Source organism: Thalassovita litoralis (assembly GCF_900182725.1).
Taxonomy (GTDB): Bacteria; Pseudomonadota; Alphaproteobacteria; order Rhodobacterales; family Rhodobacteraceae; genus Thalassobius; species Thalassobius litoralis.
Genome location: NZ_FXTO01000019.1, coordinates 27,246 through 50,259 on the forward strand (window position 1 = coordinate 27,246; position 23,014 = coordinate 50,259).

The 23,014-nt window shown below is 60.4% G+C and carries 22 protein-coding genes; 6 read left to right on the top strand and 16 right to left on the bottom strand.

The window, feature by feature from the left end; all coding sequences use genetic code 11:
- Positions 1 to 80 precede the first annotated feature (80 nt).
- From FN828_RS13585 to coaD, 3 genes are all read left to right on the top strand, one after another.
- The gene (locus FN828_RS13585) at positions 81 to 971 is read left to right on the top strand and encodes a LysR family transcriptional regulator (protein ID WP_142494020.1); all 891 of its coding nucleotides are present in this window, start codon (positions 81 to 83) and stop codon (positions 969 to 971) included.
- 107 nt (positions 972 to 1,078) lie between these two features.
- Positions 1,079 to 1,513: a CBS domain-containing protein gene (locus FN828_RS13590; RefSeq protein WP_142494021.1), complete on the top strand. Its 435-nt coding sequence runs from the start codon at positions 1,079 to 1,081 to the stop codon at positions 1,511 to 1,513.
- Positions 1,514 to 1,588: 75 nt separating this feature from the next.
- The gene (coaD, locus tag FN828_RS13595; protein WP_142494022.1) at positions 1,589 to 2,089 is read left to right on the top strand and encodes a pantetheine-phosphate adenylyltransferase; all 501 of its coding nucleotides are present in this window, start codon (positions 1,589 to 1,591) and stop codon (positions 2,087 to 2,089) included.
- Between the two features lie 42 nt (positions 2,090 to 2,131).
- Here the strand turns inward: coaD and FN828_RS13600 are convergent, their stop codons facing one another.
- The 3 genes from FN828_RS13600 to gap all read right to left on the bottom strand — a co-directional run bounded on the left by FN828_RS13600 (position 2,132) and on the right by gap (position 4,379).
- Positions 2,132 to 3,079, bottom strand: coding sequence for an alpha/beta fold hydrolase (locus FN828_RS13600; protein WP_142494023.1), 948 nt, complete (start codon positions 3,077 to 3,079; stop codon positions 2,132 to 2,134).
- A 79-nt stretch (positions 3,080 to 3,158) separates the two neighbouring features.
- The gene (locus tag FN828_RS20560) at positions 3,159 to 3,302 is read right to left on the bottom strand and encodes a hypothetical protein (protein ID WP_185959019.1); all 144 of its coding nucleotides are present in this window, start codon (positions 3,300 to 3,302) and stop codon (positions 3,159 to 3,161) included.
- Positions 3,303 to 3,377: 75 nt separating this feature from the next.
- Positions 3,378 to 4,379: a type I glyceraldehyde-3-phosphate dehydrogenase gene (gene gap / locus FN828_RS13605; protein ID WP_142494024.1), complete on the bottom strand. Its 1,002-nt coding sequence runs from the start codon at positions 4,377 to 4,379 to the stop codon at positions 3,378 to 3,380.
- A gap of 195 nt (positions 4,380 to 4,574) precedes the next feature.
- Here gap and FN828_RS13610 point away from each other — a divergent pair, with 195 nt between their 5' ends.
- The gene (locus FN828_RS13610) at positions 4,575 to 5,546 is read left to right on the top strand and encodes a DUF808 domain-containing protein (RefSeq protein WP_142494025.1); all 972 of its coding nucleotides are present in this window, start codon (positions 4,575 to 4,577) and stop codon (positions 5,544 to 5,546) included.
- A gap of 34 nt (positions 5,547 to 5,580) precedes the next feature.
- Here the strand turns inward: FN828_RS13610 and speB are convergent, their stop codons facing one another.
- From speB to gltX, 3 genes are all read right to left on the bottom strand, one after another.
- Positions 5,581 to 6,537 (bottom strand): agmatinase, encoded by a 957-nt coding sequence (speB, locus tag FN828_RS13615; RefSeq protein WP_142494026.1) that lies wholly within the window; start codon positions 6,535 to 6,537, stop codon positions 5,581 to 5,583.
- A gap of 295 nt (positions 6,538 to 6,832) precedes the next feature.
- Positions 6,833 to 8,125: a citrate synthase gene (locus tag FN828_RS13620; protein WP_142494027.1), complete on the bottom strand. Its 1,293-nt coding sequence runs from the start codon at positions 8,123 to 8,125 to the stop codon at positions 6,833 to 6,835.
- Between the two features lie 98 nt (positions 8,126 to 8,223).
- The gene (gene gltX / locus FN828_RS13625; protein ID WP_142494028.1) at positions 8,224 to 9,624 is read right to left on the bottom strand and encodes a glutamate--tRNA ligase; all 1,401 of its coding nucleotides are present in this window, start codon (positions 9,622 to 9,624) and stop codon (positions 8,224 to 8,226) included.
- Positions 9,625 to 9,703: 79 nt separating this feature from the next.
- Between gltX and FN828_RS13630 the strand changes: the two genes are divergently transcribed.
- Positions 9,704 to 11,725, top strand: coding sequence for a ComEC/Rec2 family competence protein (locus tag FN828_RS13630; protein WP_328592215.1), 2,022 nt, complete (start codon positions 9,704 to 9,706; stop codon positions 11,723 to 11,725).
- On the opposite strand, the gene lexA is transcribed toward FN828_RS13630, so the two are convergent.
- The 7 genes from lexA to FN828_RS13665 form a co-directional block, all read right to left on the bottom strand.
- Entirely contained in the window at positions 11,719 to 12,411 is a 693-nt protein-coding gene (gene lexA, locus FN828_RS13635) for a transcriptional repressor LexA (RefSeq protein WP_142494029.1), read from the bottom strand. The two genes, FN828_RS13630 and lexA, sit on opposite strands and share 7 nt — an antisense overlap.
- A 227-nt stretch (positions 12,412 to 12,638) precedes the next feature.
- Positions 12,639 to 13,811, bottom strand: coding sequence for a molybdopterin molybdotransferase MoeA (locus FN828_RS13640; RefSeq protein WP_142494030.1), 1,173 nt, complete (start codon positions 13,809 to 13,811; stop codon positions 12,639 to 12,641).
- Positions 13,808 to 14,284, bottom strand: a complete 477-nt coding sequence (gene moaC / locus FN828_RS13645) for a cyclic pyranopterin monophosphate synthase MoaC (RefSeq protein WP_142494031.1) — start codon at positions 14,282 to 14,284, stop codon at positions 13,808 to 13,810. Before moaC ends, FN828_RS13640 begins: the two co-directional genes overlap by 4 nt.
- Positions 14,284 to 15,102 carry an indole-3-glycerol phosphate synthase TrpC gene (trpC, locus tag FN828_RS13650; protein WP_142494032.1) on the bottom strand — a complete coding sequence of 273 codons (819 nt, stop codon included), beginning with the start codon at positions 15,100 to 15,102 and terminating at the stop codon, positions 14,284 to 14,286. Before trpC ends, moaC begins: the two co-directional genes overlap by 1 nt.
- A complete protein-coding gene (locus FN828_RS13655) occupies positions 15,099 to 15,752 on the bottom strand; it encodes a uracil-DNA glycosylase (RefSeq protein ID WP_142494033.1) in 654 nt (217 codons plus the stop codon). Before FN828_RS13655 ends, trpC begins: the two co-directional genes overlap by 4 nt.
- Positions 15,752 to 16,774: an anthranilate phosphoribosyltransferase gene (gene trpD / locus FN828_RS13660; protein WP_142494034.1), complete on the bottom strand. Its 1,023-nt coding sequence runs from the start codon at positions 16,772 to 16,774 to the stop codon at positions 15,752 to 15,754. Before trpD ends, FN828_RS13655 begins: the two co-directional genes overlap by 1 nt.
- Complete coding sequence (locus FN828_RS13665) at positions 16,771 to 17,352, bottom strand: anthranilate synthase component II (protein WP_142494035.1); 582 nt, start codon at positions 17,350 to 17,352, stop codon at positions 16,771 to 16,773. Before FN828_RS13665 ends, trpD begins: the two co-directional genes overlap by 4 nt.
- A 172-nt stretch (positions 17,353 to 17,524) precedes the next feature.
- On the opposite strand from FN828_RS13665, the gene FN828_RS20565 reads away from it, so the two are divergent.
- Entirely contained in the window at positions 17,525 to 18,913 is a 1,389-nt protein-coding gene (locus FN828_RS20565; protein WP_235891489.1) for a divergent polysaccharide deacetylase family protein, read from the top strand.
- Here the strand turns inward: FN828_RS20565 and FN828_RS13675 are convergent.
- From FN828_RS13675 to FN828_RS13685, 3 genes are read right to left on the bottom strand one after another with little or no spacing between them, the layout of a single operon-like run.
- On the bottom strand, positions 18,910 to 19,578 hold the full coding sequence (locus tag FN828_RS13675) for an rRNA large subunit pseudouridine synthase E (protein WP_408033807.1): 669 nt from the start codon (positions 19,576 to 19,578) through the stop codon (positions 18,910 to 18,912). The genes FN828_RS20565 and FN828_RS13675 overlap by 4 nt on opposite strands.
- Before the next feature lie 36 nt (positions 19,579 to 19,614).
- On the bottom strand, positions 19,615 to 21,126 hold the full coding sequence (trpE, locus tag FN828_RS13680) for an anthranilate synthase component I (protein ID WP_142494036.1): 1,512 nt from the start codon (positions 21,124 to 21,126) through the stop codon (positions 19,615 to 19,617).
- A gap of 15 nt (positions 21,127 to 21,141) precedes the next feature.
- Positions 21,142 to 22,983 carry a peptidyl-prolyl cis-trans isomerase gene (locus FN828_RS13685; RefSeq protein WP_142494037.1) on the bottom strand — a complete coding sequence of 614 codons (1,842 nt, stop codon included), beginning with the start codon at positions 22,981 to 22,983 and terminating at the stop codon, positions 21,142 to 21,144.
- Positions 22,984 to 23,014: the final 31 nt, after the last annotated feature.

The following is a 23,014-nucleotide window of genomic DNA, read 5'->3' on the forward strand; positions in this document are numbered from 1 at the left end:
TAGCTTAGGCTTGCAAAATTCCTGTGAAAAGAGGCAAGTTGCCAAAAAGGTTTTGCATTTTTGCAAAGGGGGCCGAGGCCATGAATTGGGATGACCTGAAGGTGTTTCTGGCGGTCGCGCGGGCCGAAAGCCTGTCTGGCGCGGGGCGGGGGCTAAAGGTGGACCCGGCCACCGTAGGCCGCCGCATTGGGCGGCTGGAGGAGGATCTGGGCGCGCCCCTGTTCGCCAAATCCCCACAGGGCTATGCGCTGACCGACGCCGGGCAACGCCTGATGGAACATGCGGAACGTGCTGAACAGGCAATGGGCGCGGCGGTCGAAGAACTGGCTGGGCAGGCGGGGGCGTTGTCCGGTCAGATCAGGATTGGTGCCCCGGATGGCAGCGCGAATTACCTGCTGCCGCAGGTCTGCGCCCGTATCGCCGAAGAAAACCCCGATCTGGAGGTGCAGATTGTTGCGCTTCCACGGGTTTTTAACCTGTCCAAGCGCGAGGCGGATATGGCCATCGGGGTCAGCCCGCCCAACGCCGGGCGGCTGACGGTGCAGAAGATCACGGATTACAAGCTGCATCTTGGCGCCCATGAAAGCTATCTGGCGCAACACGCCCCGATCCGCACGATTGCGGACCTGAAAGGCCACCGGATGATCGGCTATATCCCGGACATGATTTTTGACAAAGAACTGGATTATTTGAGCGAGGCCGGGCTGGACCGCGTGGCGTTGGCGTCAAATTCGGTTTCGGTGCAGTTCAATTGGGTGCGGCAGGGCTGCGGCATTGGAATTATCCATGATTTTGCAATTCCTTCGGCCAGCGGCGTGCGGAAAATCCTGACGGATCAGCTAAGCCTGACGCGCAGCTTTTACCTGATCCGTCACGCCGATGATCGCCGCATGGACCGGCTGAATCGCTTTGCCACCGCGCTAAGCGAAGGTGTCCGCGCCGAGGTGGCGCGGTTGGATGCGATGTGTTGAGCGGCAAATTGACAGGCTGGGGTGGGGCGGATCGCGGTTATGCTTGACAGAATGTCGCAGGCGGGTGACGCTGGGGGTGTGAAATATTATTGCGGAGGAGACCCAGAATGCTTGTCCATCAAATCCTTAAGGCCAAAGGCGACGACGGTGTGGTGACGGTGAAACCGGGTACGCTGATTTCAGAAGTGGCGCAAATTTTGGCCGAGCGGCGGATCGGTGGCGTGGTTGTTTCAAAAGACGGGCAGGTTGCGACGGGCATTATATCGGAACGCGATATTGTGCGGGCGCTGGCCGTGAAGGGGGCAACATGTATGCACGAAAACGTGGATGACATGATGACCCGCAATCCGGTTTGCTGCGCCCGCAACGATACCGCTGACGATGTGCTGACCCGCATGACCGAAGGGCGGTTCCGCCATATGCCCGTGGTTGAAGAAGGGGTTTTGGTGGGGATTGTCACCATCGGAGATGTTGTAAAGGCGCGACTCCAGGAACTCGCTATGGAAAAGGATGCCCTGCAAGGCATGATCATGGGGCATTAGCCCTTGCATTCCGGTGCGCAATAATGTTGCGTGCGCAGCATGAATTTATTTCAGTTCCGAGGAGGGGACAATCTGATGCGCATCGGTCTGTATCCGGGGACCTTTGATCCGATCACACTGGGTCATATCGACATCATCCGCCGATCCGCCACGTTGGTGGACCGTCTGGTGATCGGGGTGGCAATCAACCGCGACAAGGGGCCGTTGTTCCCGCTGGAAGAGCGGGTGGCGATGATCGAAGGCGAAATGGCGCGCCTGATCGAAGAAACCGGCACCGAAATCGTGGTTCATCCGTTTGAAAATCTGCTGATTGATTGTGCGCATGATGTCGGCGCACAGGTGATCGTGCGCGGACTGCGCGCTGTGGCTGATTTTGAATATGAATTTCAAATGGTTGGCATGAACCGGGCGTTGGATTCCAGCGTGGAAACCGTGTTCCTGATGGCCGAAGCCCGGCATCAGGCGATTGCCTCGAAACTGGTAAAGGAAATCGCGCGGCTGGATGGTGACGTGTCCAAGTTTGTACCGCCTGCGGTGAATAAAAAGCTGCTGGCGAAACTGGGCAAATCCGTCTGACGTGAAAAGCCCCGCTTTGGCGGGGCTTTTGTTTGTCTCTGATCAGCGCGGATCGGCCTGCCGGATAAAGGCAGCGCTTTCGGCGATATGGGTCAGTGGCAACATATGGCCGCCATCCGTCAGGTGCAGTTTGATGTGCGGATGTGCGTCGGCCAGTTTTTCGCCGTGATCGGCTGGGTCCAAAATCCGATCATCCCGCCCGAACAAAATCTGTACGGGCACGGCCAGCGTTTCATACTTCCCGATCATCCATTTCAAATTCCGCCCCGAGGCCAGAAAATCCCGGCTGGTGTTACGGAATGACACGGGACGCAGCCCCAATAGCCCGCCACCGGCGATGGAATACTCGCGCGGCACCGTGTCCGGGCCGAAGATGTAATAAAACACGTCGTCGGCATTTTTCATCGAGGCGGGAATCGCCAGTGTTTCCGAAATCAGCCAGCGCTTGAAGGGCTTGGGCAGGTTCAGCCCCACAAAAGGCGGGGCGGTTTCGCGCGGCATCATTGTCAGCGGGGCCAATAACGCCAGCCCGCTGATTTTTTCCGGGGCATCCAGCGCCAGACACATGGCAATGGCCCCGCCCAGCGAATGCCCCACGATCAGCGGTTTTTCCAGTCCCAACGCCTCGATCACCTCGACTATCAGGGCGGCTTGGGCGCGGGGGCTGGCGTCGGCATCGTCGGGACGGTCTGACCAGCCCATGCCGGGGCGATCCACAGCAATGACACGATGATCCCGCGCCAGATCATCCGCCAGCCCGGTATCGAAATTCCCCAGTTGCGCGCCCAATCCGTGAATCATCAGGATGGGTGGGCCGTCGCCCTTGTCGATATAATGAAGCTGCCCGGTGGAAATCTGGATGAATTTCCCGCGCGGCGGCACCGCTTGCGCTACCTTGGCGGCGGTTTTGCGCGTGACCCAGGCGTTCCAGCCCAACCATCCCGCAATCGCGGCCACGCAGGCAAGCGCGATCCATAAAATTATCTGCATATTGATCCCCTCCTTGGTCCCCGCGCACAGGATACGGGGCGGGATCAGCCGTGCAAGCGGGCAGGGGGATAACGCAGCGTCAGCGCCAGAACGCCATCCAGTTGATCAATTTGCTAAGTTTCTTCATCAGAAACAGAACAACCGTGCCACCATTGAGGAAAATATCCACCGCAATCAGGGCGGTGATAATAATGGCCATAACGGCAGCGATGCGATTGGTCATGGAAATATCCCGCAAATAAAAAGGGCGCTGCGGCAGACTATGCCGAAGCGCCCCGATCAGTTCAAGCCACAGGGATTACAGCAGCTTGCCCATTGCCACGGCCACATCGGCCATCCGGCACGAGAAACCCCATTCGTTATCGTACCATGCCAGCACACGCACCAGACGCCCGCCAATCACCTTGGTCTGGTCAGCCGCAAAGTAAGAGCTTTCCGAAGTGTGGTTGAAATCAACCGACACCAGTTTTTCCTCGGTGTAGCCCAGAATGCCCTTCATCGCGCCTGCGGCGGCTTCTTTCATGATGGCGTTCACGTCAGCCTCGGTCACGTCTTTTTGCGCGATAAAGGTCAGGTCAACGGCGGATACGTTCGGGGTCGGAACGCGCACAGCGGACCCGTCCAGTTTGCCTTTCAGGGCGGGCAGTACTTCGCCCAATGCCTTGGCCGCCCCGGTCGAGGTGGGGATCATCGACATGGCCGCGGCGCGGGCGCGGTACAGATCCTTGTGGCGGCGGTCCAGCGTGGGCTGGTCGCCGGTGTAGCTGTGGATCGTGGTCATGATACCCGATTCAATGCCGATCGCATCGTTCAGCGCCTTGGCCACCGGGGCCAGACAGTTCGTGGTGCAGGAGCCGTTGGAAATCATGGTGTCGCCAGCGGCCAGTTCGCTGTCGTTCACGCCCATGACGATGGTTTTTTGCACGTTTTTCGCCGGGGCCGAAATCAGAACCGATTTTGCGCCGCGTTCGATGTGTTTCGCTGCTTTTTCACCGTCGTTGAAGTTGCCGGTACATTCCAGAACCACATCCACGCCGGACCAGTCCAGTTCGTCCATGTTATAGGTCGATTGCACCTGAAACGCGCCGCGCCCCATGTCCATCGTGCCGTCACCGATCACCACCTCGTTCGGGAAACGCCCATGAACCGAGTCATAGCGGATCAGGTGTGCGGCGGTATCCAGCGGGCCAGTGGCGTTGATCTTGACCACCTTGATATCCTCGCGCGCGCTTTCCGCGATATGGCTGAGGGTGCAGCGGCCGATACGGCCAAATCCGTTAATGCCGACGGTGATGGTCATGGTGCAACTCCTGAAACGACTGAAATTCGTGCGCCGTATATCCCCAGATGCCCTTAATCAAAAGGTGAAAATGCCCAAGATATAAAGGTGTTAGCGCAAACCTGCCTTGGTTGCGCTAACGACTGACCGGGGATCAGCCTTGTTCCGCCGATTACATCCGCTAGATTGGGGATAACGCTAAACACGAGGTACGGTATGAGCGGTCTTTTGGCCCTGATGGATGACGTGGCTGCAATCGCCAAAGTGGCGGCCACAAGTGTAGACGATATTGCTGCGGCAGCAGGTAAGGCCGGGGCAAAAACAGCAGGGGTGATTATCGACGACGCGGCCGTAACGCCGAAATACGTGCAGGGGTTCGCCCCCGCGCGGGAATTGCCGATCATCTGGAAAATTGCTCGCGGGTCGCTGTTCAACAAACTGATCGTGTTGCTGCCCGTGGCGCTGCTGCTGGCGAATTTCGCGCCGTGGCTGATCACGCCGCTGTTGATGTTGGGCGGCAGCTATCTGTGTTTTGAAGGGGCGGAAAAGATTTTCCACGTCCTGTTCCCGCATGGCGATACCCATGTCGAGGCGGATATGGACATCAAAGACCCCGCCCATCTGGAAGAACAGAAAGTCGCCGGGGCGATTAAAACCGATTTCATCCTGTCTGCGGAAATCATGACTATCGCCCTGTCCGCCATCCCCGAAGGGGCCGTTTGGATGGAAGCCGCAGCCCTTGCCGTGGTGGGGGTGGTGATCACGCTGGCGGTTTACGGTTCGGTCGCGCTGATCGTGAAAATGGATGATGTCGGCCTGTTCATGGCGCAACGTGCGCGGACCGGGCTGGGGCAGGCGATTGGGCGCGGGCTGGTGAAGGCGATGCCGAAACTGATGTGGCTGTTGTCCGTGGTGGGAACGGCGGCGATGCTGTGGGTCGGCGGGTCCATCATGATCCACGGTCTGCATGAATTGGGTATGCACCACCCCTATGAAGATATTCATCATCTGGCCGAATTGGCCGCGCATAAGGTTGACGCACAATTTTCCGGAACCGTCAGTTGGGCGGTTACGGCGCTGTGTGACGGGGTGCTGGGGCTAGTCTATGGCCTGATCCTGATCCCGGTGGCAACCCGGATCATCGGGCCGATGATTGCCGCCATCACCGGGAAAAAAGCCGCGCATTGAGCGCGTGATCAAGGGGCCGTTTGGCCCCTTTCATCTACCTGAACCCGCGCGCATGAAAAATAAAGCCCAGCGTGTTTAACAACACCTGCGCGGCCAATATCGCCGTCGATCCGCTGTGATCGTAGTCCGGGGCGACCTCGACCAGATCAATGCCGATGATATCGTGATTTTGGGCGACTTGTTGCAGCAGTTCCAGTACCTCGTAATACAGGAACCCGCCGTGGCTGGGCGTTCCTGTCCCCGGCGCGATGGACGGACAGAACGCATCAATATCCAGCGTCACATACACCCGCGCCCCGGTGGGGATACGTTGCGCCACCCCGTCCGGTCCCAATGTGCGGGCTTGCCGGACAGAAAGGATATCCGACCCCATCTTGCGGGCGTCCTCATAGCCTTCTTTGGCGGTTGACGATACATTGCGAATTCCCACCTGCGTTAACCCGGTGACATAGGGCTGTTCGGCTGCGCGGCGCATCGGGTTGCCGTGGCCGTGGCGAACACCGTGGCGTTCATCAACAAAATCCAGATGCGCGTCGATTTGCAGAACGTGAAATTCGCCCTGATCGTCAAAGGCCCGGATTGCAGGAATGTTGATCGAATGATCGCCGCCAATGGTCACGGGCAGCGCCCCGGCCTTTAGTGCCGCACGAATGGCGGTTTCGATATTGGCGTGGGATGTTTCCGTATCGGTGTGAACGATATCGGCATCCCCCATGTCCACGATCCGCACTGATCCGGGTAAATAGGTGGCATCGTCTTCGTGGTCATAAGCCCCGGCGTGGCCAAAGCTGAACAGGGTAGATGCCTCGCGGACAGCCCGCGGGCCAAACCGCGCCCCGGATCGCCATTGCGTACCAAAATCAAACGGCGCGCCGATAATCGCCACATCAGCCTCTAGTTGATCCCAATCGGGTTGATAGGGACGTTTGCCAAAGGTGGAAATACCGACAAAGGGCAGATCCAGCCGCCCGCTTTCATATCCATGTGCCATTCTTGCCCTCCGCTATTGGATTTTTCCGGCAGAATGGGGCAGGCGGCAGGGGCGCGCAATGCTGGTATGTCGCATCTGGCGGGGCGGTCGCGCTATTTTGGATATTTGGGCCAAGAAAGAGCCAAATGCCCCGTTAACCTTAACGCGCCGCTGTGCCGACAGGAGGCATCCGTTGATTTCATCTTGCTGAAAATACTCAAGCCCAAGCGCGCGTCTGGGTGGGACGTTGCCATTAATACGCCAACGAAAAAGACCACCCGGACAGGGTGGCCTTCTTTATCGTGATGACTGCCGCTTAGCGGTTTTCGACATCCACATAATCGCGATAGGTGCTGCCCAGATACAGCTGACGCGGACGGCCGATTTTCATCTGCGGGTCGGCGAACTGTTCTTTCCATTGGGAAATCCAGCCCACAGTCCGCGACAGAGCGAAGATCGGGGTGAACATCGAGGTCGGGAAGCCCATCGCTTCGAGGATGATGCCCGAGTAGAAATCCACGTTCGGGAACAGCTTTTTCTCGATGAAATAGGGGTCGTTCAGGGCGATGTGTTCCAGTTCCTTGGCGACTTGCAGCAGCGGGTTGTTTTCGACGCCCAGCAGTTCCAGCACTTCGTCTGCGGATTCTTTCATCACGGTCGCGCGCGGGTCCATGTTTTTATAGACACGGTGCCCAAAGCCCATCAGGCGGAACGGATCGTTTTTGTCCTTGGCGCGGGCGATGAATTCAGGAATGCGATCGACAGTGCCGATTTCTTTCAGCATTTCCAGACAGGCCTGGTTTGCACCACCGTGGGCCGGACCCCACAGACAGGCGATACCAGCCGCGATACAGGCAAACGGGTTCGCCCCCGAGGACGACGCCAAACGCACGGTCGAGGTCGACGCGTTTTGTTCGTGATCCGCGTGCAGGGTGAAAATACGGTCCATTGCGCGGGCCAGAATCGGATCGACATTGTATTTTTCGGCCGGAACCGAGAAGCACATGTGCAGGAAGTTGGCAGCGTAATCCAGATCGTTGCGCGGGTACACGAAGGGCTGACCGATCGAGTATTTATAGGCCATTGCCGCAATCGTCGGCATTTTCGCAATCAGGCGATGCGCCGCGATTTCACGCTGTTTCTGATCGTTGACATCGGTGCTGTCGTGATAGAAGGCCGACATCGCGCCAACGACGCCCACCATCGTGGCCATCGGGTGCGCATCGCGACGGAACCCACGGAAGAAATTGTGCATTTGTTCGTGGATCATCGTGTGACGGGTGATCGTGGTTTCAAATGCTTCCAGTTGGGCCGCTGTCGGCAGTTCGCCGTACATCAGCAGGTAGCACACTTCGAGGTAGTGCGATTGCGACGCCAACTGATCAATCGGGTAGCCGCGATGCAGCAGAACGCCTTCGTCACCGTCGATATAGGTGATCGTCGAATCGCAGGACGCGGTCGAGGTAAAGCCCGGATCGTAGGTGAAAACGTGGCCCTGCGCATAAAGCTTGCGGATGTCGATGACATCGGGGCCCACCGACGGGGACAGGATCGGCAGTTCAATTGTCTTGCCGTCAAAACTCAGCGTGGCAGTTTTTTGTTCAGTCATGGTGTTCCCTTCATCACTGGCCTCATGCGCGGACCGCACGGGCATTGCTATTCCCAATGGCCTTTCAGGATGGTTAACGGTCGTGGGCCGTTTTCCCCTCAGGCCGCTGCATCGGTCAGCCGGGCGATGGATTCTTCCCGCCCAAGGACCAGCATCATGTCAAAAACGCTTGGGGTCACACTACGCCCGGCAAGGGCCGCTCTCAAGGGGCCTGCGAGTTTGCCGAATTTGATTCCCTTCGCTTCCGCGAACTGGTTGGCTGCGCCTTCCAGATCGTCACGCGACCAGCTAGCATTTTGCAGATGCGGCGTCAATTCTTTCAGTATACCACGGGATACATCATCCAGATTTTTCGCGGCTTTTTCATCAGGCGAAATGGGCCGTTCTGTCAGTGCAAATTCTGCTTTTTCAAGCAGTTGCGGAAATGTCTTGGCGCTGGTTTTCAGAAAGGGCAGTGCTTCTTGCAATTGCAATAATTTGTTTTCCGGCAGTTTCGGCTGATCGGTTACATCACGGTATGCCAGCAGCTCTTGCAGCAGCGCGGCATCCTCGGTGATGGCCAAATGCTGACCGCACAGGTTTTCCAGCTTCTTAAAGTCCAGACGGGCCGGGGATTTGCCGATTCCCGGCAAATCGAACCAGTCTTTTGCCTGCGCATCGGTGAAAAATTCGTCATCGCCGTGGCTCCAGCCCAGACGGGTCAGGTAGTTGCGCATCCCGGCGGCGGGATAGCCCATCGCCTGATATTCCTCGACCCCCAGCGCACCGTGGCGTTTGGACAGTTTTTTGCCGTCCGGCCCGTGAATCAGCGGGATATGCGCCCAGATCGGCACGGTCCAGCCCATTGCGGTATAGATCATCATTTGCCGGGCGGCGTTGTTCAGGTGGTCATCGCCCCGGATTACATGGGTGACGCCCATATCGTGATCATCCACCACCACGGCCAGCATATAAACCGGCGTGCCGTCCGAACGCAGCAGGATCATATCGTCCAGTTGATCGTTGCGAATGGTCACATCGCCCTGCACCTGATCATGGATCACGGTTGCGCCGTCCAGCGGGGCCTTGATCCGCACCACATAGGGCGCATCCGGGTGGCTGGCGGGATCGGCATCGCGCCACGGGCTGCGGAACAGGGTAGACCGTTTTTCGGCCTGTGCCGCATCGCGGAACGCCTGAATTTCTTCTTGCGTTGAAAAGCACTTATAGGCCTTACCCTTGGCCAGCAATTGCAGCGCCACCTCGGCATGACGGTCGGCGCGGTCGAACTGGCTGATCACTTCGCCGTCATGGTTCAGCCCCAGCCAGTCCATGCCTTTCAGGATGGCGGCGGTTGCTTCGGGGGTGGAGCGTTCGCGGTCCGTATCCTCGATCCGCAGCAGGAATTTACCACCACGCCCACGGGCATACAGCCAGTTGAACAGCGCGGTGCGCGCACCACCGATATGCAGATAGCCGGTGGGCGAGGGGGCGAAACGGGTCACGACTTCGGACGACATGCGGTATTTAACCTTTCAGTAACCTGGAGGGGGTTAGCGTTGCCGCCTGTCTAGCGACCCACCGGAACAAGGACAAGACTTGGCGCGGTTTCCCCGTTTGTGGCCTGCGATGGGCAATCTGCTGTTGGTGCAGCGGTTACACCTGTTTCCTTGGGTGCCGGTTTGTTTGGCGCTGGGGATCGGGGCCTATCTGTTGTGGCCTGCGGAACCGGGCCTGCCGGTCTATGCCGGGGCGGTCGCGCTGGCGGGGCTGGGGGCGTTGGGCGGTTGGCGACTGGGGCCAAACTGGGCGCCGGTTGGCTGGGCGGTGACGCTGATGGCTTTGGGGCTGGGCGCGGCCGGTCTACAGGCGAATCTGGTGGCGGGGCCGGTACTGGGCTGGCGTTATTATGGCCCGGTACAGGGGCGGGTGATCTTGGTGGATCGGTCCGGTTCAGATGCGGTTCGGCTGACGCTGGACCGGGTTGTTCTGTTCGATGTCGCCCCGGATAACACCCCGCGCCGGGTACGGATTTCCCTGCATGGGGATTGGGGGGATTCCACGCCGCGCGTACATGAGGTGGTCCAGATGACCGCGCATTTATCCCCACCCAATGGCCCCGCAGAACCGGGCGGTTTCGATTTTCGCCGCCATGCGTGGTTTCAGAAAATTGGCGCGGTGGGATATACCCGCACCCCGGTGGTGCTGTGGCAGGATCGCCCCGCTGGTTCCAGCCTTGCCCGTTTGCGCAGTGATCTGTCCGCCCGTGTGCAGGCGCGATTGCCCGGACAGGTCGGGGCGTTTGCCGCTGCCGTGATGACCGGGGATCGCGCCGGTATGGGGCAAGGGTTGCTGGACAGCTTGCGGGCGTCGAATCTGGCGCATCTTCTGGCGATTTCCGGGCTGCATATGGGATTGCTGGCCGGGGTTGTGTTTGGGGCCGTGCGGGTGCTGCTGGTCCTGATCCCGTTTCTGGGGTTACGCCTGCCCGTGCGCAAAATCGCGGCAGTGGTCGCCTTGGCGGCGGCGGCGGGTTATCTGATGCTGTCGGGGGGCAATGTTGCCACCGAACGCGCCTTTGTCATGGTGGCGGTGATGCTGGTGGCCGTCTTGTTCGATCGCCGGGCGCTGTCCCTGCGGGCGGTGGCTGTAGCGGCTGTGATCGTGTTGCTGTTGCATCCGCAGGCCTTGGTGGGGCCGGGATTCCAGATGTCCTTTGCCGCGACAACGGCGCTTGTGGCTGTCTTTGGGGCGCTTCGGGATCACGGGATCGGGTTAGGGCCGCGCTGGTTGCGCCCGGTTTTGGCGCTGTTGATTTCCTCGGTCGTGGCGGGTGCGGCAACGGCACCGTTCGGGGCGGCGCATTTCAACCAGCTTTCGCAATATGGGCTGCTGGCGAACCTGCTCAGCGTTCCGCTGATGGGCACCGTTGTGATCCCTGCCGCCGTGTTGGCTGCCTGCCTGATGCCATTGGGGCTAGAGTCCCCGGCGCTGTGGATCATGGGGCTGGGCCTGCGCTGGATATTGGCCGTTGCCGAATGGGTTGCCGGGATAGATGGGGCCACGCGTCTGGTGATCGCCCCGGATTGGCGGGTTTTGCCGCTGCTGTCACTGGGGGCGCTGTGGCTGATCCTGTGGCAGGGATACGGGCGTTGGCTGGGTCTGTTGCCCTGTATCGTGGTGCTGATGCTGTGGGGGCAGACCAACAGGCCGGTTCTGTTGATTTCGGATCAGGGCGCATTGGTCGGGGTGATGACCCCCAAGGGCCGTGCGCTAAGCCGCGCCAAAGGGCAGGGATTCGTGGCGCAGGTCTGGCTGGAAAACGACGGGTCTGCCCAAACACAGGCACAGGCGGCGATGTTGTGGCCAACCCCCGCCATTGTTCAGGGGCAAACCCTGCATGTGCTACGTGGCAAGGCTGCCACTGCGACCCCACGCTGCGGGCCAACGGATTGGCTGATTTCTGATCGCGATTTGCCAGCGGGGTTGCCCTGTCGGATAACGGATGCCGCCACATTGCGGACATCCGGCGCGATGGCTGTCATGGCGGATGGCAGGCTGCGCACGGTGCGCGATGAAACCGCCTGCCGCCTGTGGTCGCCCTGTTCCGATACTCAATAGGTGCGGATCAGCCCAACCAGACGGCCCTGCACTTTTACCTTATCTTCGGGCAGGACACGGGTTTCATAGGCCGGGTTTGCGGCCTCCAGCGCGATGGCGTTGCCCCGGCGATAGAACCGTTTCAGCGTTGCTTCCTGATCTTCGACCAGCGCCACAACGATATCGCCATTATCCGCGACCGAGGTTTCGCGGATAATCACCACATCGCCATTGTTGATCCCCGCCTCGATCATTGAATCGCCCTTCACCTCCAGCGCGTAATGTTCGCCCTTGCCGGACAGCATCGCATTCGGCACGGCAACATTGTGGGACACATGGGCGATAGCTTCGATCGGGACACCGGCGGCGATCCGGCCCATCACCGGCAATTCCACCGCCTGCACGGCCTCTACCGGCATGGCGGAAGCCGGGGTGCTGTCGGGGCGGTCCCCATTAATCACACGCGGGGTAAAGCCCGGTTCCCCGCCCAGAGTTTCCGGCAATTTCACAATTTCAATGGCACGGGCGCGGTGGGCCAGACGGCGGATAAATCCGCGTTCTTCCAGCGCGGTAATCAGACGGTGAATCCCGGATTTAGACCGCAAATCCAGCGCCTCTTTCATTTCGTCAAAGGACGGGGGGACGCCATCGCGCTGCACACGTTTGTGGATGAAATCCAACAAATCCAGTTGTTTCTTGGTCAGCATGGCGCAACTCCAATCCGTGTCGGTTCGGTTTTGTTCTACGCATGTTCCTGTTTTGTGTCAACCGTCGTGGCGCGAGCGGTAATGTTCAATTCAAACCGTATGCCCACAGAAACCGTTACTATGATTAGCCTTAACGCTCGCGCCACGCCCGCGTTAGGGCGCAGTCAAGGGTTTCATCTTGCCAAAAATACTCAATGCGCTGACCCCGCCACACATGGGACGCCGGATCACAGGGGCAGGTATTCCACCAAATCCCCGACATCCCGCGCGGGATCATCTGCGGGGCGCAGGATCAGGGCATTGGCCTCGGACAGCACGGTTAGCAACGAACTGTCCTGACGGTCGAATACCGTGATCTGTCCCCGATCAACCCGCCCGCGCATGTAATGTTCGCGGGGGCCATTGGCGGGGGTCGCTGCCGTCAGGGTGGCGGACAACCGCGTGCGGGGCGCGGGGGCAAAGCCCTGAAGCGCGGCAATCACCGGCAACACAAAAACATTGCCGCAAACAACGGCAGACACCGGATTTCCCGGCAGCCCAATCATCACCGCATCGCCCATGCGTCCGGCCATCAGCGGCTTGCCGGGACGCATTTTTACCTTGTAGAAACTTTGCTGCATCCCCAATTGTTGCGCCACAGCGCTCACCAGATCGTGATCCCCGACCGAGGCACCGCCGATCGTGATCACCAGATCGGCCCCTTGTGCCAGATCGAACGCGGTTTCGATTGATGCGGGGTGATCCTTGGCAATAGGCAAGATGCGGGTTTTGGCCCCGGCGCTGTCAAACAACGCCTTCAGCCCGAATGTGTTGGACACGATGATCTGATCGGGGCCGGGCGTATCGCCGGGCATCACCAATTCATCGCCGGTGGAAATCAGCGCAATATCCGGGCGGCGGGTCACCTGTACCAGCGGCACGTTCATCGCCGCCAGCAGCGCAATATCATTGGGCGACAGCAGGCGCGGGGCGTTTAGCGTAAACCCGGCGGCAAAATCATTCCCGGCAGGGCGGATATTGGCGTTGCTGCCCGGATCGCTGTCTATGGTGATCGTATTGACGAACCGATCGCAATCTTCCTGCAACAGGACGAAATCCACGCCTTCGGGAACCGGGGCGCCGGTGAAAATCCGAACCGCTTCGCCGGGACCGACAGGGCCGGAAAACCCATGCCCGGCGGCGGATTCGCCTATGATTTTGAACTTTGCGCCCACGGCCACTTCGGCGGCGCGAACACCGTAACCATCCATCGCGGACGCGGCAAAGGGCGGCTGGTCGCGGGTTGCAGTCACATCTGCGGCCAAGACTCGCCCGGATGCCTGCGCCAGCGGCACCGTTTCGGACCCCAAGGGGGAAACCAGTGAAAACAGATGCTCCAGTGCCTGTTCGACCGTGATCATGATGCTTCGTACCGTCCTGATTTGCCGCCGTCTTTCAGCGTCACACGAATGCCGCCGATTTCCATTGCCTTATCGACGGCCTTTGACATGTCATAAACCGTCAATGCGGCGGTGCTGACAGCGGTCAGGGCTTCCATTTCCACGCCGGTCTGGCCGGTGGTTTTCACCGTGGCTTTGATCCGTACACCGGGCAAATCGGGGTCCAGCGTCAATTCCACGGCGACCTTTGTCACCGGCAAGGGATGGCACAGCGGGATCAGGTCGGGGGTTTTTTTCGCGCCCATGATCCCGGCCAGCCGCGCCACACCCAGAACATCGCCCTTTTTGGCGCGGCCTTCGGCAATGATGTCATAGGTGGCGCGGGCCATTTTGACCCAGCCTTCGGCGGTGGCAATGCGCGATGTCACGGCTTTGTCCGACACATCCACCATATGCGCATCGCCCTTGGCATCGAAATGGGTCAGGCCAGTCATCAAATCCGTCCTGCGGTCAGCGGATGAGCCAGCAACGCATGGGTGGCAGCGGCGACATCGACCTGCCGCATCAGGCTTTCGCCGATCAGGAAGCACCGCGCCCCGTAGCGGGCCATATCGGCCAGATCTTCGGGGGTGAACAGGCCGCTTTCCGACACCAGAAGCCGATCCGCCGGGGCCAGACGCGACAGTTTGCGCGTGGTATCCAGAGAGGTTTCAAAGGTTTTCAGGTTGCGGTTATTGATGCCGATCATCCGTGATTTCAACGCGGCGGCGCGTTCCAGTTCGGCCTGATCATGCACTTCGATCAGCGCATCCATTCCCCACGCGGTTGCGGCGTCTTCCAGTTCCTGCGCTTGTGCGTCGGACACGGATGCCATGATGATCAGGATGCAATCGGCCCCCAGCGCCCGCGCTTCGGCCACCTGATAGGTGTCATACATGAAATCCTTGCGCAGCGCAGGCAGATCACAGGCCGCGCGGGCGGCGCTCAGGTATTCTTTGGCCCCTTGGAAAGACGGGGTATCGGTCAGCACGGACAAACAGGTTGCCCCACCAGCGGCATAGGCCTGTGCCAGCGCGGGCGGATCGAAATCGGGCCGGATCAACCCTTTGGATGGGCTGGCCTTTTTCACCTCGGCAATCAGACCATACCCTTCGCGGGACGCGTTGAACAACGCTTGGGCAAAGGGGCGCACCGGGCTGGCCTCGCGCGCTTCGGCTTCGACCGCTTCCAGCGGTTTGACAGCTTTATCCGCTGCAATTTCTTCCAGCTTATAGGCTTTGATCTTGTCCAGAACGGTTCCGGTTTCGGTCATGCTTTTATCCAGTCGATTGGGGCGCCCCCTTGATCAATAAGCCACCTGTTCACCGATGAAAATGGGCGCGAGCCGAAAAATCCGCGATTGGCGGACAGCGGCGAGGGGTGAACGCTTTCCTGAACATGATGACCGCAGGCCCGCAGCCGATCTGCATGGGCGCGGGCATCGTTGCCCCACAGCACAAAGGCGCGGGGCCGGTCCGACAGGTGATCCAGCACCTGAACGGTCAATGCCTCCCATCCGATCCGCTTGCGGTGGCCACGGGCCACACCTTCGGGAACGGTCAGCACGTCATTCAGCAACAAAACACCCTGATCGGCCCAGCGGGTCAGGTCGCCATCGGGCGGGGTCGCGTTAAATTCGGTGCCTAACTCTTTGTAGATGTTGCGCAAAGATGGCGGCAACTTTTGCCCGGCCACCACCGAAAACGCCAACCCATTTGCCACGCCCGGCGTGTGATAGGGGTCTTGCCCCAGAAACACCACGCGCGTATCGGCAGGTTGGCAATGTTCCAGAGCTGCGAAAACACGGTCCTCGGGCGGCAAAATCGGGCGCGGATCGGCATCCAGTTGCGCCTGTATCCGGGGTAGGTCTGCGAAAAAGGGCAGGGCGGCCCAACCGCCCAACCGATCCGTGCGCAGTGCCATCAGCTTGCGGCGCTGGTGATGCGGGCCAGGGCGTCGATCTTGGCCTTGGCGGCCCCGCTGTCGATGCTTTGGCGGGCCATTTCCACCCCGTCCTTCAGTTCCTGCACCGCCCCGGCAACCTTTAGCGCCGCCGCCGCGTTCAACAGCACCGCATCGCGATAAGCCCCTTCGGCCCCATCCAGAAGCGCCGCAAAAGCCGCAGCATTTTCAGCAGGTTCGCCGCCAATGATCGCCTCGAACGGGTGAACCGGCAGGCCAAAATCTTCGGGATGGACCTCGAAATCTTCGATCTGCCCATCTTCGTTCAGCGCACTGACCCAGCTTACGCCGGTGATGGTCAGCTCATCCGTGCCATCCGAGCCATGCACCAACCACGCCTTTTCGCTGCCCAACTGGCCCAGCGTTTCCGCCATCGGGCGGATCAGATCGCGGGTGAACGCGCCGGTCAATTGCCGTTTCACGCCCGCCGGATTGGTCAGCGGCCCCAGAATGTTGAAAATCGTGCGGGTGCCCAGCTCGGCCCGGACCGGGCCGACATGGGCCATCGCCGGGTGGTGCATCGGTGCCATCATAAAAGCGATGCCACATTCGGCCAGCGCCTTTTCCACCACCTGCGGGCCAACCATCACGTTGATGCCCATCATGCTCAGCGCATCCGCCGCCCCTGATTTCGAGGACAGGTTGCGGTTGCCATGCTTGGCCACCGGCACGCCCGCACCCGCCACAACAAAGGCGGTTGCGGTGGAAATATTCAGCGTCCCCTTGCTATCGCCGCCAGTCCCCACGATGTCAATTGCACCCGCCGGGGCAGTGACATGGTGGCATTTGGCCCGCATCACGCTGGCGGCGGCGGCGTATTCTTCGACCGTTTCGCCACGGGTGCGCAGCGCCATTAGGAACCCGCCAATTTGGCTGGGGGTCGCTTCGCCCTCGAACAGGATGGTAAAGGCTTGCTCCGCTTCGGCGCGGGTCAGGGGGCGGTCGGCAGCAGCGCCGATCAGGGGTTTCAGTGCGTCGCTCATGCCGGGACTTTCATCACGTTCAGGAAATTTTGCAGCATCTTATGCCCATGTTCGGATCGGATCGATTCCGGGTGAAACTGAACCCCGTGAATTGGCAGGGTCCGGTGTTGCAGCCCCATGATCGTGCCATCCTCCAACTCGCCCGTGATTTCCAGACAGTCGGGCAGGGTGGCGCGATCCACGACCAGCGAATGATAGCGCGTCGCCGAGAATGGGGACGGCAGGCCCGCGAACAGCCCTTTGCCGGTGTGATGAATGGTTCCCATCTTGCCATGCACGATTTCGTGGCAGCGCACGACCTGACCGCCAAAGGCCTGTCCGATGGTTTGATGCCCCAGACACACGCCCAAAAGCGGGGTTTTGGTTTCCGCCGCCGCTTTGGTCAGGGCCAGACAGATGCCAGCCTGATCGGGATCGCACGGGCCGGGCGACAGCAAAATCCCCGCCGGGTTCATCGCCATCGCGGCCTGAACATCCAGCGCATCATTGCGGCGCACCACCACATCGGCACCCAATTCGCCCAGATAATGTACAAGGTTATAAGTAAAACTGTCGTAGTTATCGATCAGAAGCAGCATCAGCGCGGTCTTTTCGGTTTTTCATTGCGTTTTGGGGGCTGGAGACACCCCCACTGGTCGCGGTATACTTGTTCAGGCTTGACCCGGACCGTCAAGGGGCAGCGGGTCATTCGCGACAAACAGACAACAGGCGATCGGCACAACGATCAGGCACAGGCGAAAGGGCGGCACAGTGGCAAAGGGCGTTTTCAGGGGGTTCGTGACAGGTGTGGTGATTTCCGGCGTGGGGGTCGGGGCGTTGTCCCTGATTGCGGCATTGCCCGATGGGCCTGCCCCGGAAACCGGCGCTGTCGAAGTTCCCGCCGGATCGGATTTTCAGGGCAAGCGTGAAGATTCGGAACCCAACCTGCCCGCGACACCGGATGATGCCCCCAAAGCGGGCGATGCGCCGCGAATGGATACCCCGCCCAAAGATGGCGATCCGCTGGATAAGGACGCAACGAAACCTGCTGACCGCCCAGAAACCGGCACCCCGGCGAACACCCTGACGCCCCCGGTCGAAGGGGAAAACCCTGCCGATAGGCAATCGGATACCGATACCGCGCCGACCCCCGCAACCGATGTGCAGAAGCCCGCAGCCCCCGCAGGGGCCGAGGCTCCGATTTCCACGGACCCGGCGCAGCCCCCGGCTCCTGCCGCGCCCGAGGACAAGGCCTTTCCGGATACGCCCCAACCCACGCCGGTTGATGCCACCCCCGGCGCGGAAGAAAACGAACCGCCCGCACCATCAAAACGCGCCGACCCCTTGCCTTCGGTTACGGGGGATAGTGCGAGCGACGAAGCTAACCGCCCCCGCATCGGCACCCCGGCCGGAAACCTGACCGACAAAAACGATACCGAACAGGCTGAACCGCCCGTTGTCGAAACCCCGGCACAGCGCCCCATTGTTGCCAATGCCGCCCCCTTCGACAACCCAGAGGCCAAGCCGCTGATGTCCATCGTTCTGTTGGATGAAGGCGCGGATGCTATGGGGTTGGAGGCGCTGTCTGCCTTCCCTTATCCGCTTAGCTTCGCGGTGGACCCGCTGGCCCCGGATGCGGTGGACCGGATGCAACGTTACCGCGACGCCGGGTTCGAGGTTCTGGCGCTGCTGAACATGCCGCAAGGGGCCACCGCCACAGATACCGAATCCCTGATGCGGGCGTCTTTGGCCAAAATGACCGGCGTTGTCGCCGTGATGGAAGGCGACCAGACCGGCCTACAGTCGGACAAGCCGGTTTCCGATCAGGCGGCGGCCATTCTGGCCGAAACGGGGCATGGGCTGGTGCTGTTCCCCAAAGGGCTGAACACCGCTCAGAAACTGGCCGCCAAAGAAGGCGTGCCTGCTGCCACCGTGTTCCGTGATTTTGACGCCAAGGAGCAAAGCGCCCAAGTGATCCGCCGTTTTCTGGATCAGGCCGCGTTCAAGGCCCGTCAGGATCAGGACGGCGTGATCATGCTGGGCCGTTTGCGCCCGGATACGATTTCGGCGCTTCTATTGTGGGGCTTGCAGGATCGTGCCGCCAGCGTGGCGCTGGCCCCAATCTCGGCCCTGCTGTTGGCACAACAAGAGAAGGGTTAAGCGTCGCGCCAGCGTCCGCTTTCCAGCCCGTCCAGCGTCCAGTCGCCAATGCGATACCGGATCAGCCGCAAGGTGGGGAACCCCACTGCGGCTGTCATCCGGCGCACCTGCCGGTTGCGGCCTTCGGAGATTGTCAGCTCGATCCAGCCATCGGGAACGGATTTGCGAAACCGCACCGGCGGATTGCGCGGCCATAATCCGGCGGGTTCCGCCATCCGCCGCGCCTGTGCCGGGCGGGTTTTCCCATCTTTCAACACAACCCCGCGCCGCAACTGTTCCAGCGCGGCATCGGAGATTTCGCCCTCGACCTGCACCCAATAGGTTTTGGTCATCTTGTTGCGGGGATCGGAAATCCGGGCCTGCAATCGCCCGTTATCGGTCAGCACCAGCAACCCTTCGCTGTCCCGATCCAGCCGCCCCGCCGCATAGACCTGTGGCATGTCGATATAGGATGACAGCGTTTCCCGTTCGCTGCCCGCAGTTCCCTTATCGGTGAATTGAGACAGCACGTTAAACGGCTTGTTGAACAGGATCACGCGGGTCATGCAGCACTCTGCCTTGGTTTCATCTTGCCCGAAATACTCCGGGGTCTGGGGCAGCGCCCCGGAAAACCCGAGAAGGCCGCCAAAGGCGGACGACGAGAAAACCAGAGCGCGCCAGCGCACAATCGGATCAAACCCGCCCGCGCTAACGGGGTTGGGTCAGCTATTGCCGTTGCGGGTGAACCGCGCCGCATCGGCTGCCGCGCGGCGGATTGCGTTGGATTTGTGGACGGTTTCCATATATTCCGCCTCGGGATTGGAATCGTAGACCACACCGCCCCCGGCCTGAATATACAGCTTCTGATCCTTCACGATGGCCGTGCGCAGGGCGATACACATATCCATATCGCCATTGGCACTGAAATAGCCGCAGCCGCCGCCATAAATCCCGCGCTTTTCGGGTTCCAGTTCGTCGATGATTTCCATCGCCCGAACCTTGGGCGCACCCGAAACCGTACCGGCGGGCATCCCAGCGAAAAAGGCGCTCAGCGCGTCGTGATCTTCGGACAGCTCGCCCACCACGTTCGATACGATATGCATTACATGGCTGTAGCGTTCGATGATGAATTGCTCGGTCGGTTTCACCGTGCCGATCTTGGCCACCCGACCCACATCGTTGCGGCCCAGATCCAGCAGCATCAGATGCTCGGCCAGTTCTTTTTGATCCGCCAGCAGGTCCAGTTCCAGCGCCTTGTCCTCTTCCGGGGTGGCGCCACGCGGGCGGGTGCCTGCGATGGGGCGGATTGTCACCTGACGATCAAACACCCGGACCAGAATTTCGGGGCTGGCCCCGATCACCTGAAACCCGCCGAAATTGAAATAGAACATGAACGGCGACGGGTTGGTGCGCCGCAAGGACCGATACAGCGCAAAGGGTGGCAGTGGGAACTCCTGCGTCCAGCGTTGCGATGGGACGACCTGAAAAATATCGCCCGCGCGGATGTAGTCCTTGGCTTTCTCGACCGCCTCCATATAGGCGGCTTTTGAAAAGTTCGACACCGGCGCGGCGGCTTCGTGCGCTTCGCCCAGATCGCGGGTGGCCTGAGGCAGGGCGCGTTCCAGATCGCGCAGCGCGTCCATCACCCGTTCCGCCGCCTGCGCATAGGCCGCGCGGGCCGATTGCCCGTCTGACACCCATGCCGGGCTAACCACCGTCACCTCGCCCTTGACGCCATCCAGCACCGCCACGACCGAAGGCCGCAGCATCAGCGCATCCGGCAGGCCCAACGGATCAGGGTTCACATCGGGCAGGCGTTCCACCAGCCGGATCATGTCATAGCCCAGATACCCATACAGCCCCGCGCTGGCGGCAGGCAGATCGTCGGGCAGATCAATCCGGCTTTCCGCGATCAGCGCCCGCAGGGCTGTCAGCGGATCGTCCCCTTGCGCTTCAAAGGCTTCCGGGTCGAACCGGGCATGGCGGTTCAGCCAGCTTTCGGTGCCGTGGCATTTCCACACCACATCCGGCTTTAGCCCGATGATCGAATAGCGCCCGCGCACCTCGCCGCCTGTGACCGATTCCAGCATGAAGGCATCTTTTTGCCCCCCCGCCAGTTTCAGCATCAGTGACACCGGCGTATCCAGATCGGCCGCCAGCCGCGCATAGACAACCTGATTTTCCCCGGCCTCATAGGCGCGGGCGAAGTCTTCGAAAGAGGGGGTCAGTTCCAACTGTCAGTCCCGTCCTTATTGGAAATTCGCGTGAACCGCGTTGATTGCGGCCTGATCCAGGGTGATCCCCGCCCGCATCTGGATTTCCTGCGCATAGGCGGCATAGATATCCTGTGCCAGCGATGCGGCGGTATCCTGCGTCAGTTGCGCCCGGATTGCCACGACATCGGGATCATTTGCATCGGGGGGCAGGATGTCATCCAGACGCGCGATGGTCACCAGATCATCGCCCGCGATCACGGTCACATCACCCGGTTTCATGGTGAAAACCTGTTGAAGGAACCCACGCGGGGCGCCGGTCACGAACTGGCTGCGGGTCACGTTGGTTTCGATCTGTGCGGTCAGTCCAAGCGCGGCCATGTCGCCCTCGGTCGCCAGTGTCATCACCATGTCCTGTGCCAGTGTTTCCAGTGCTTTGGTGGTTTCTGCCGCTTCCCAGCCCGCGATCACCTCGTCGCGCACCTGATCCAGCGGTTTCACCGTCGGTTCCACGATGCTTTCCAGACGCAGGGCGGCCAGCCCGCCATCATCCAGATGGATCAGCGCGGGATAATCGCCGTCTTGCACGGCCTCTGCGGCGTCGCGGAATGCGGCATAGCCATTGATCGGGGCGTCCACATCAGCAAACCAGTCCACGGTGCCAAGCTGCATTTTGGCTTCGCTCACCAGTTCTTCCAGCGTGGCCCCACCGGCCAGAAGATCGTCAATCGCATCGGCCTGACCTTCGATCATGCGGCGGGCGCGGTCGTCTGCCAGTTCATCGCGGATGTCCTGACGGGCGTCTTCATAGCTGGTTTCTTGAGCTGCCAACACACCGTTCAGGCGGAACAGGGCCGGGCCAAGCGTGGTTTCAAACGGGCCAACCACATCGCCAACCTCGGCGTTGAACACAGCGCCGCCAGCCGCGCCCAGATCGTCCTTGGCGACATCGCCCATATCCACATCGGACAGTTCCAGACCGCGCTCTTTGACCAGCATTTCAAAATCGGTTTCGTTGGCCTCGATTTTGCCCTTGGCGGTCAGCGCGGCATCTTCGTCGGAAAATGCCAGCCGTTCGACCAGACGTCGTTCGGGGCGCATATAGTCAGCGGCATTCGCATCATATTGTTCGCGGATGGCTGCTTCGTCCACATCCACCTGATCCAGCAACATATCGGGCGACAGCCAGACATAGGTCAGCTTTTTCACCTGCGGCGTGGTGAAGTCAGCCTCGTGTGCCTGATGATAGGCGGTCAGTTGGTCTTCGGTCGGGGTGGGCAGTGGTGCGGTCAGCATATCCGGGGTCACCACGGCCCAGGTAAAGCCGCGCCGTTCCGCCAGAAAATTCATCAGCGTGTCCACATAGACACCGGGCATCTGCGCCCCGGCGATCAATGCGCCCTGCAACAGGTTGCGGGCAGTTTCATCGCGCATTTCTGCTTCAAACTCGGATTCCGTCAGGCCCGCCTGCGACAATGCGAATTTATAGGATTCGCGGTCAAATTTGCCATCCGGCCCGGTAAAGGCGGAAATCTGTGTGATCTGTTTCAGCAGGTTTTCATCCCCGATGGATAGGCCGATCTGGCGCGCTTCGTTATCCAGCGCCGCCGATCCGACCAGACGGCCCAGCACGGATTTATCCAAGCCAAAGGACTGCGCCTGTTGCAGCGAAATGCTTTGCCCGGTCCGGGATTCAAGCCCGCGGATTTCTTCCTGTAGGGCGCGGGCATATTCCTGCACGGTGATTTTTTCGTCACCCACGGCCCCGACCGTGCGCACATTGCCGGACAGATTGATCACCCCGAAGCCGCCAAGCCCCAGAATAAGCATCGCCATCAGGATCCAAACCAGAATTTTCGTCGTGCCGCCGCGCGCCATGTGCTTCCCTTCGCCGGGTCAGTTAAAGTCG

Bases quoted from the DNA above. Each gene is read 5' to 3' on its own strand.
- trpC (WP_142494032.1), bottom strand. From the start codon at position 15,102: ATGACCGAAACCGGAACCGTTCTGGACAAGATCAAAGCCTATAAGCTG.
- FN828_RS13620 (WP_142494027.1), bottom strand. From the start codon at position 8,125: ATGACTGAACAAAAAACTGCCACGCTGAGTTTTGACGGCAAGACAATT.
- gltX (WP_142494028.1), bottom strand. From the start codon at position 9,624: ATGTCGTCCGAAGTCGTGACCCGTTTCGCCCCCTCGCCCACCGGCTAT.
- FN828_RS13600 (WP_142494023.1), bottom strand. From the start codon at position 3,079: ATGCAGATAATTTTATGGATCGCGCTTGCCTGCGTGGCCGCGATTGCG.
- FN828_RS13585 (WP_142494020.1), top strand. From the start codon at position 81: ATGAATTGGGATGACCTGAAGGTGTTTCTGGCGGTCGCGCGGGCCGAA.
- FN828_RS13655 (WP_142494033.1), bottom strand. From the start codon at position 15,752: ATGGCACTGCGCACGGATCGGTTGGGCGGTTGGGCCGCCCTGCCCTTT.
- FN828_RS13665 (WP_142494035.1), bottom strand. From the start codon at position 17,352: ATGCTGCTTCTGATCGATAACTACGACAGTTTTACTTATAACCTTGTA.
- coaD (WP_142494022.1), top strand. From the start codon at position 1,589: ATGCGCATCGGTCTGTATCCGGGGACCTTTGATCCGATCACACTGGGT.
- FN828_RS13685 (WP_142494037.1), bottom strand. From the start codon at position 22,983: ATGGCGCGCGGCGGCACGACGAAAATTCTGGTTTGGATCCTGATGGCG.
- FN828_RS13610 (WP_142494025.1), top strand. From the start codon at position 4,575: ATGAGCGGTCTTTTGGCCCTGATGGATGACGTGGCTGCAATCGCCAAA.
- FN828_RS13640 (WP_142494030.1), bottom strand. From the start codon at position 13,811: ATGATCACGGTCGAACAGGCACTGGAGCATCTGTTTTCACTGGTTTCC.
- FN828_RS20560 (WP_185959019.1), bottom strand. From the start codon at position 3,302: ATGACCAATCGCATCGCTGCCGTTATGGCCATTATTATCACCGCCCTG.
- moaC (WP_142494031.1), bottom strand. From the start codon at position 14,284: ATGACTGGCCTGACCCATTTCGATGCCAAGGGCGATGCGCATATGGTG.
- FN828_RS13590 (WP_142494021.1), top strand. From the start codon at position 1,079: ATGCTTGTCCATCAAATCCTTAAGGCCAAAGGCGACGACGGTGTGGTG.
- gap (WP_142494024.1), bottom strand. From the start codon at position 4,379: ATGACCATCACCGTCGGCATTAACGGATTTGGCCGTATCGGCCGCTGC.
- lexA (WP_142494029.1), bottom strand. From the start codon at position 12,411: ATGCTGACCAAGAAACAACTGGATTTGTTGGATTTCATCCACAAACGT.
- trpD (WP_142494034.1), bottom strand. From the start codon at position 16,774: ATGAGCGACGCACTGAAACCCCTGATCGGCGCTGCTGCCGACCGCCCC.
- speB (WP_142494026.1), bottom strand. From the start codon at position 6,537: ATGGCACATGGATATGAAAGCGGGCGGCTGGATCTGCCCTTTGTCGGT.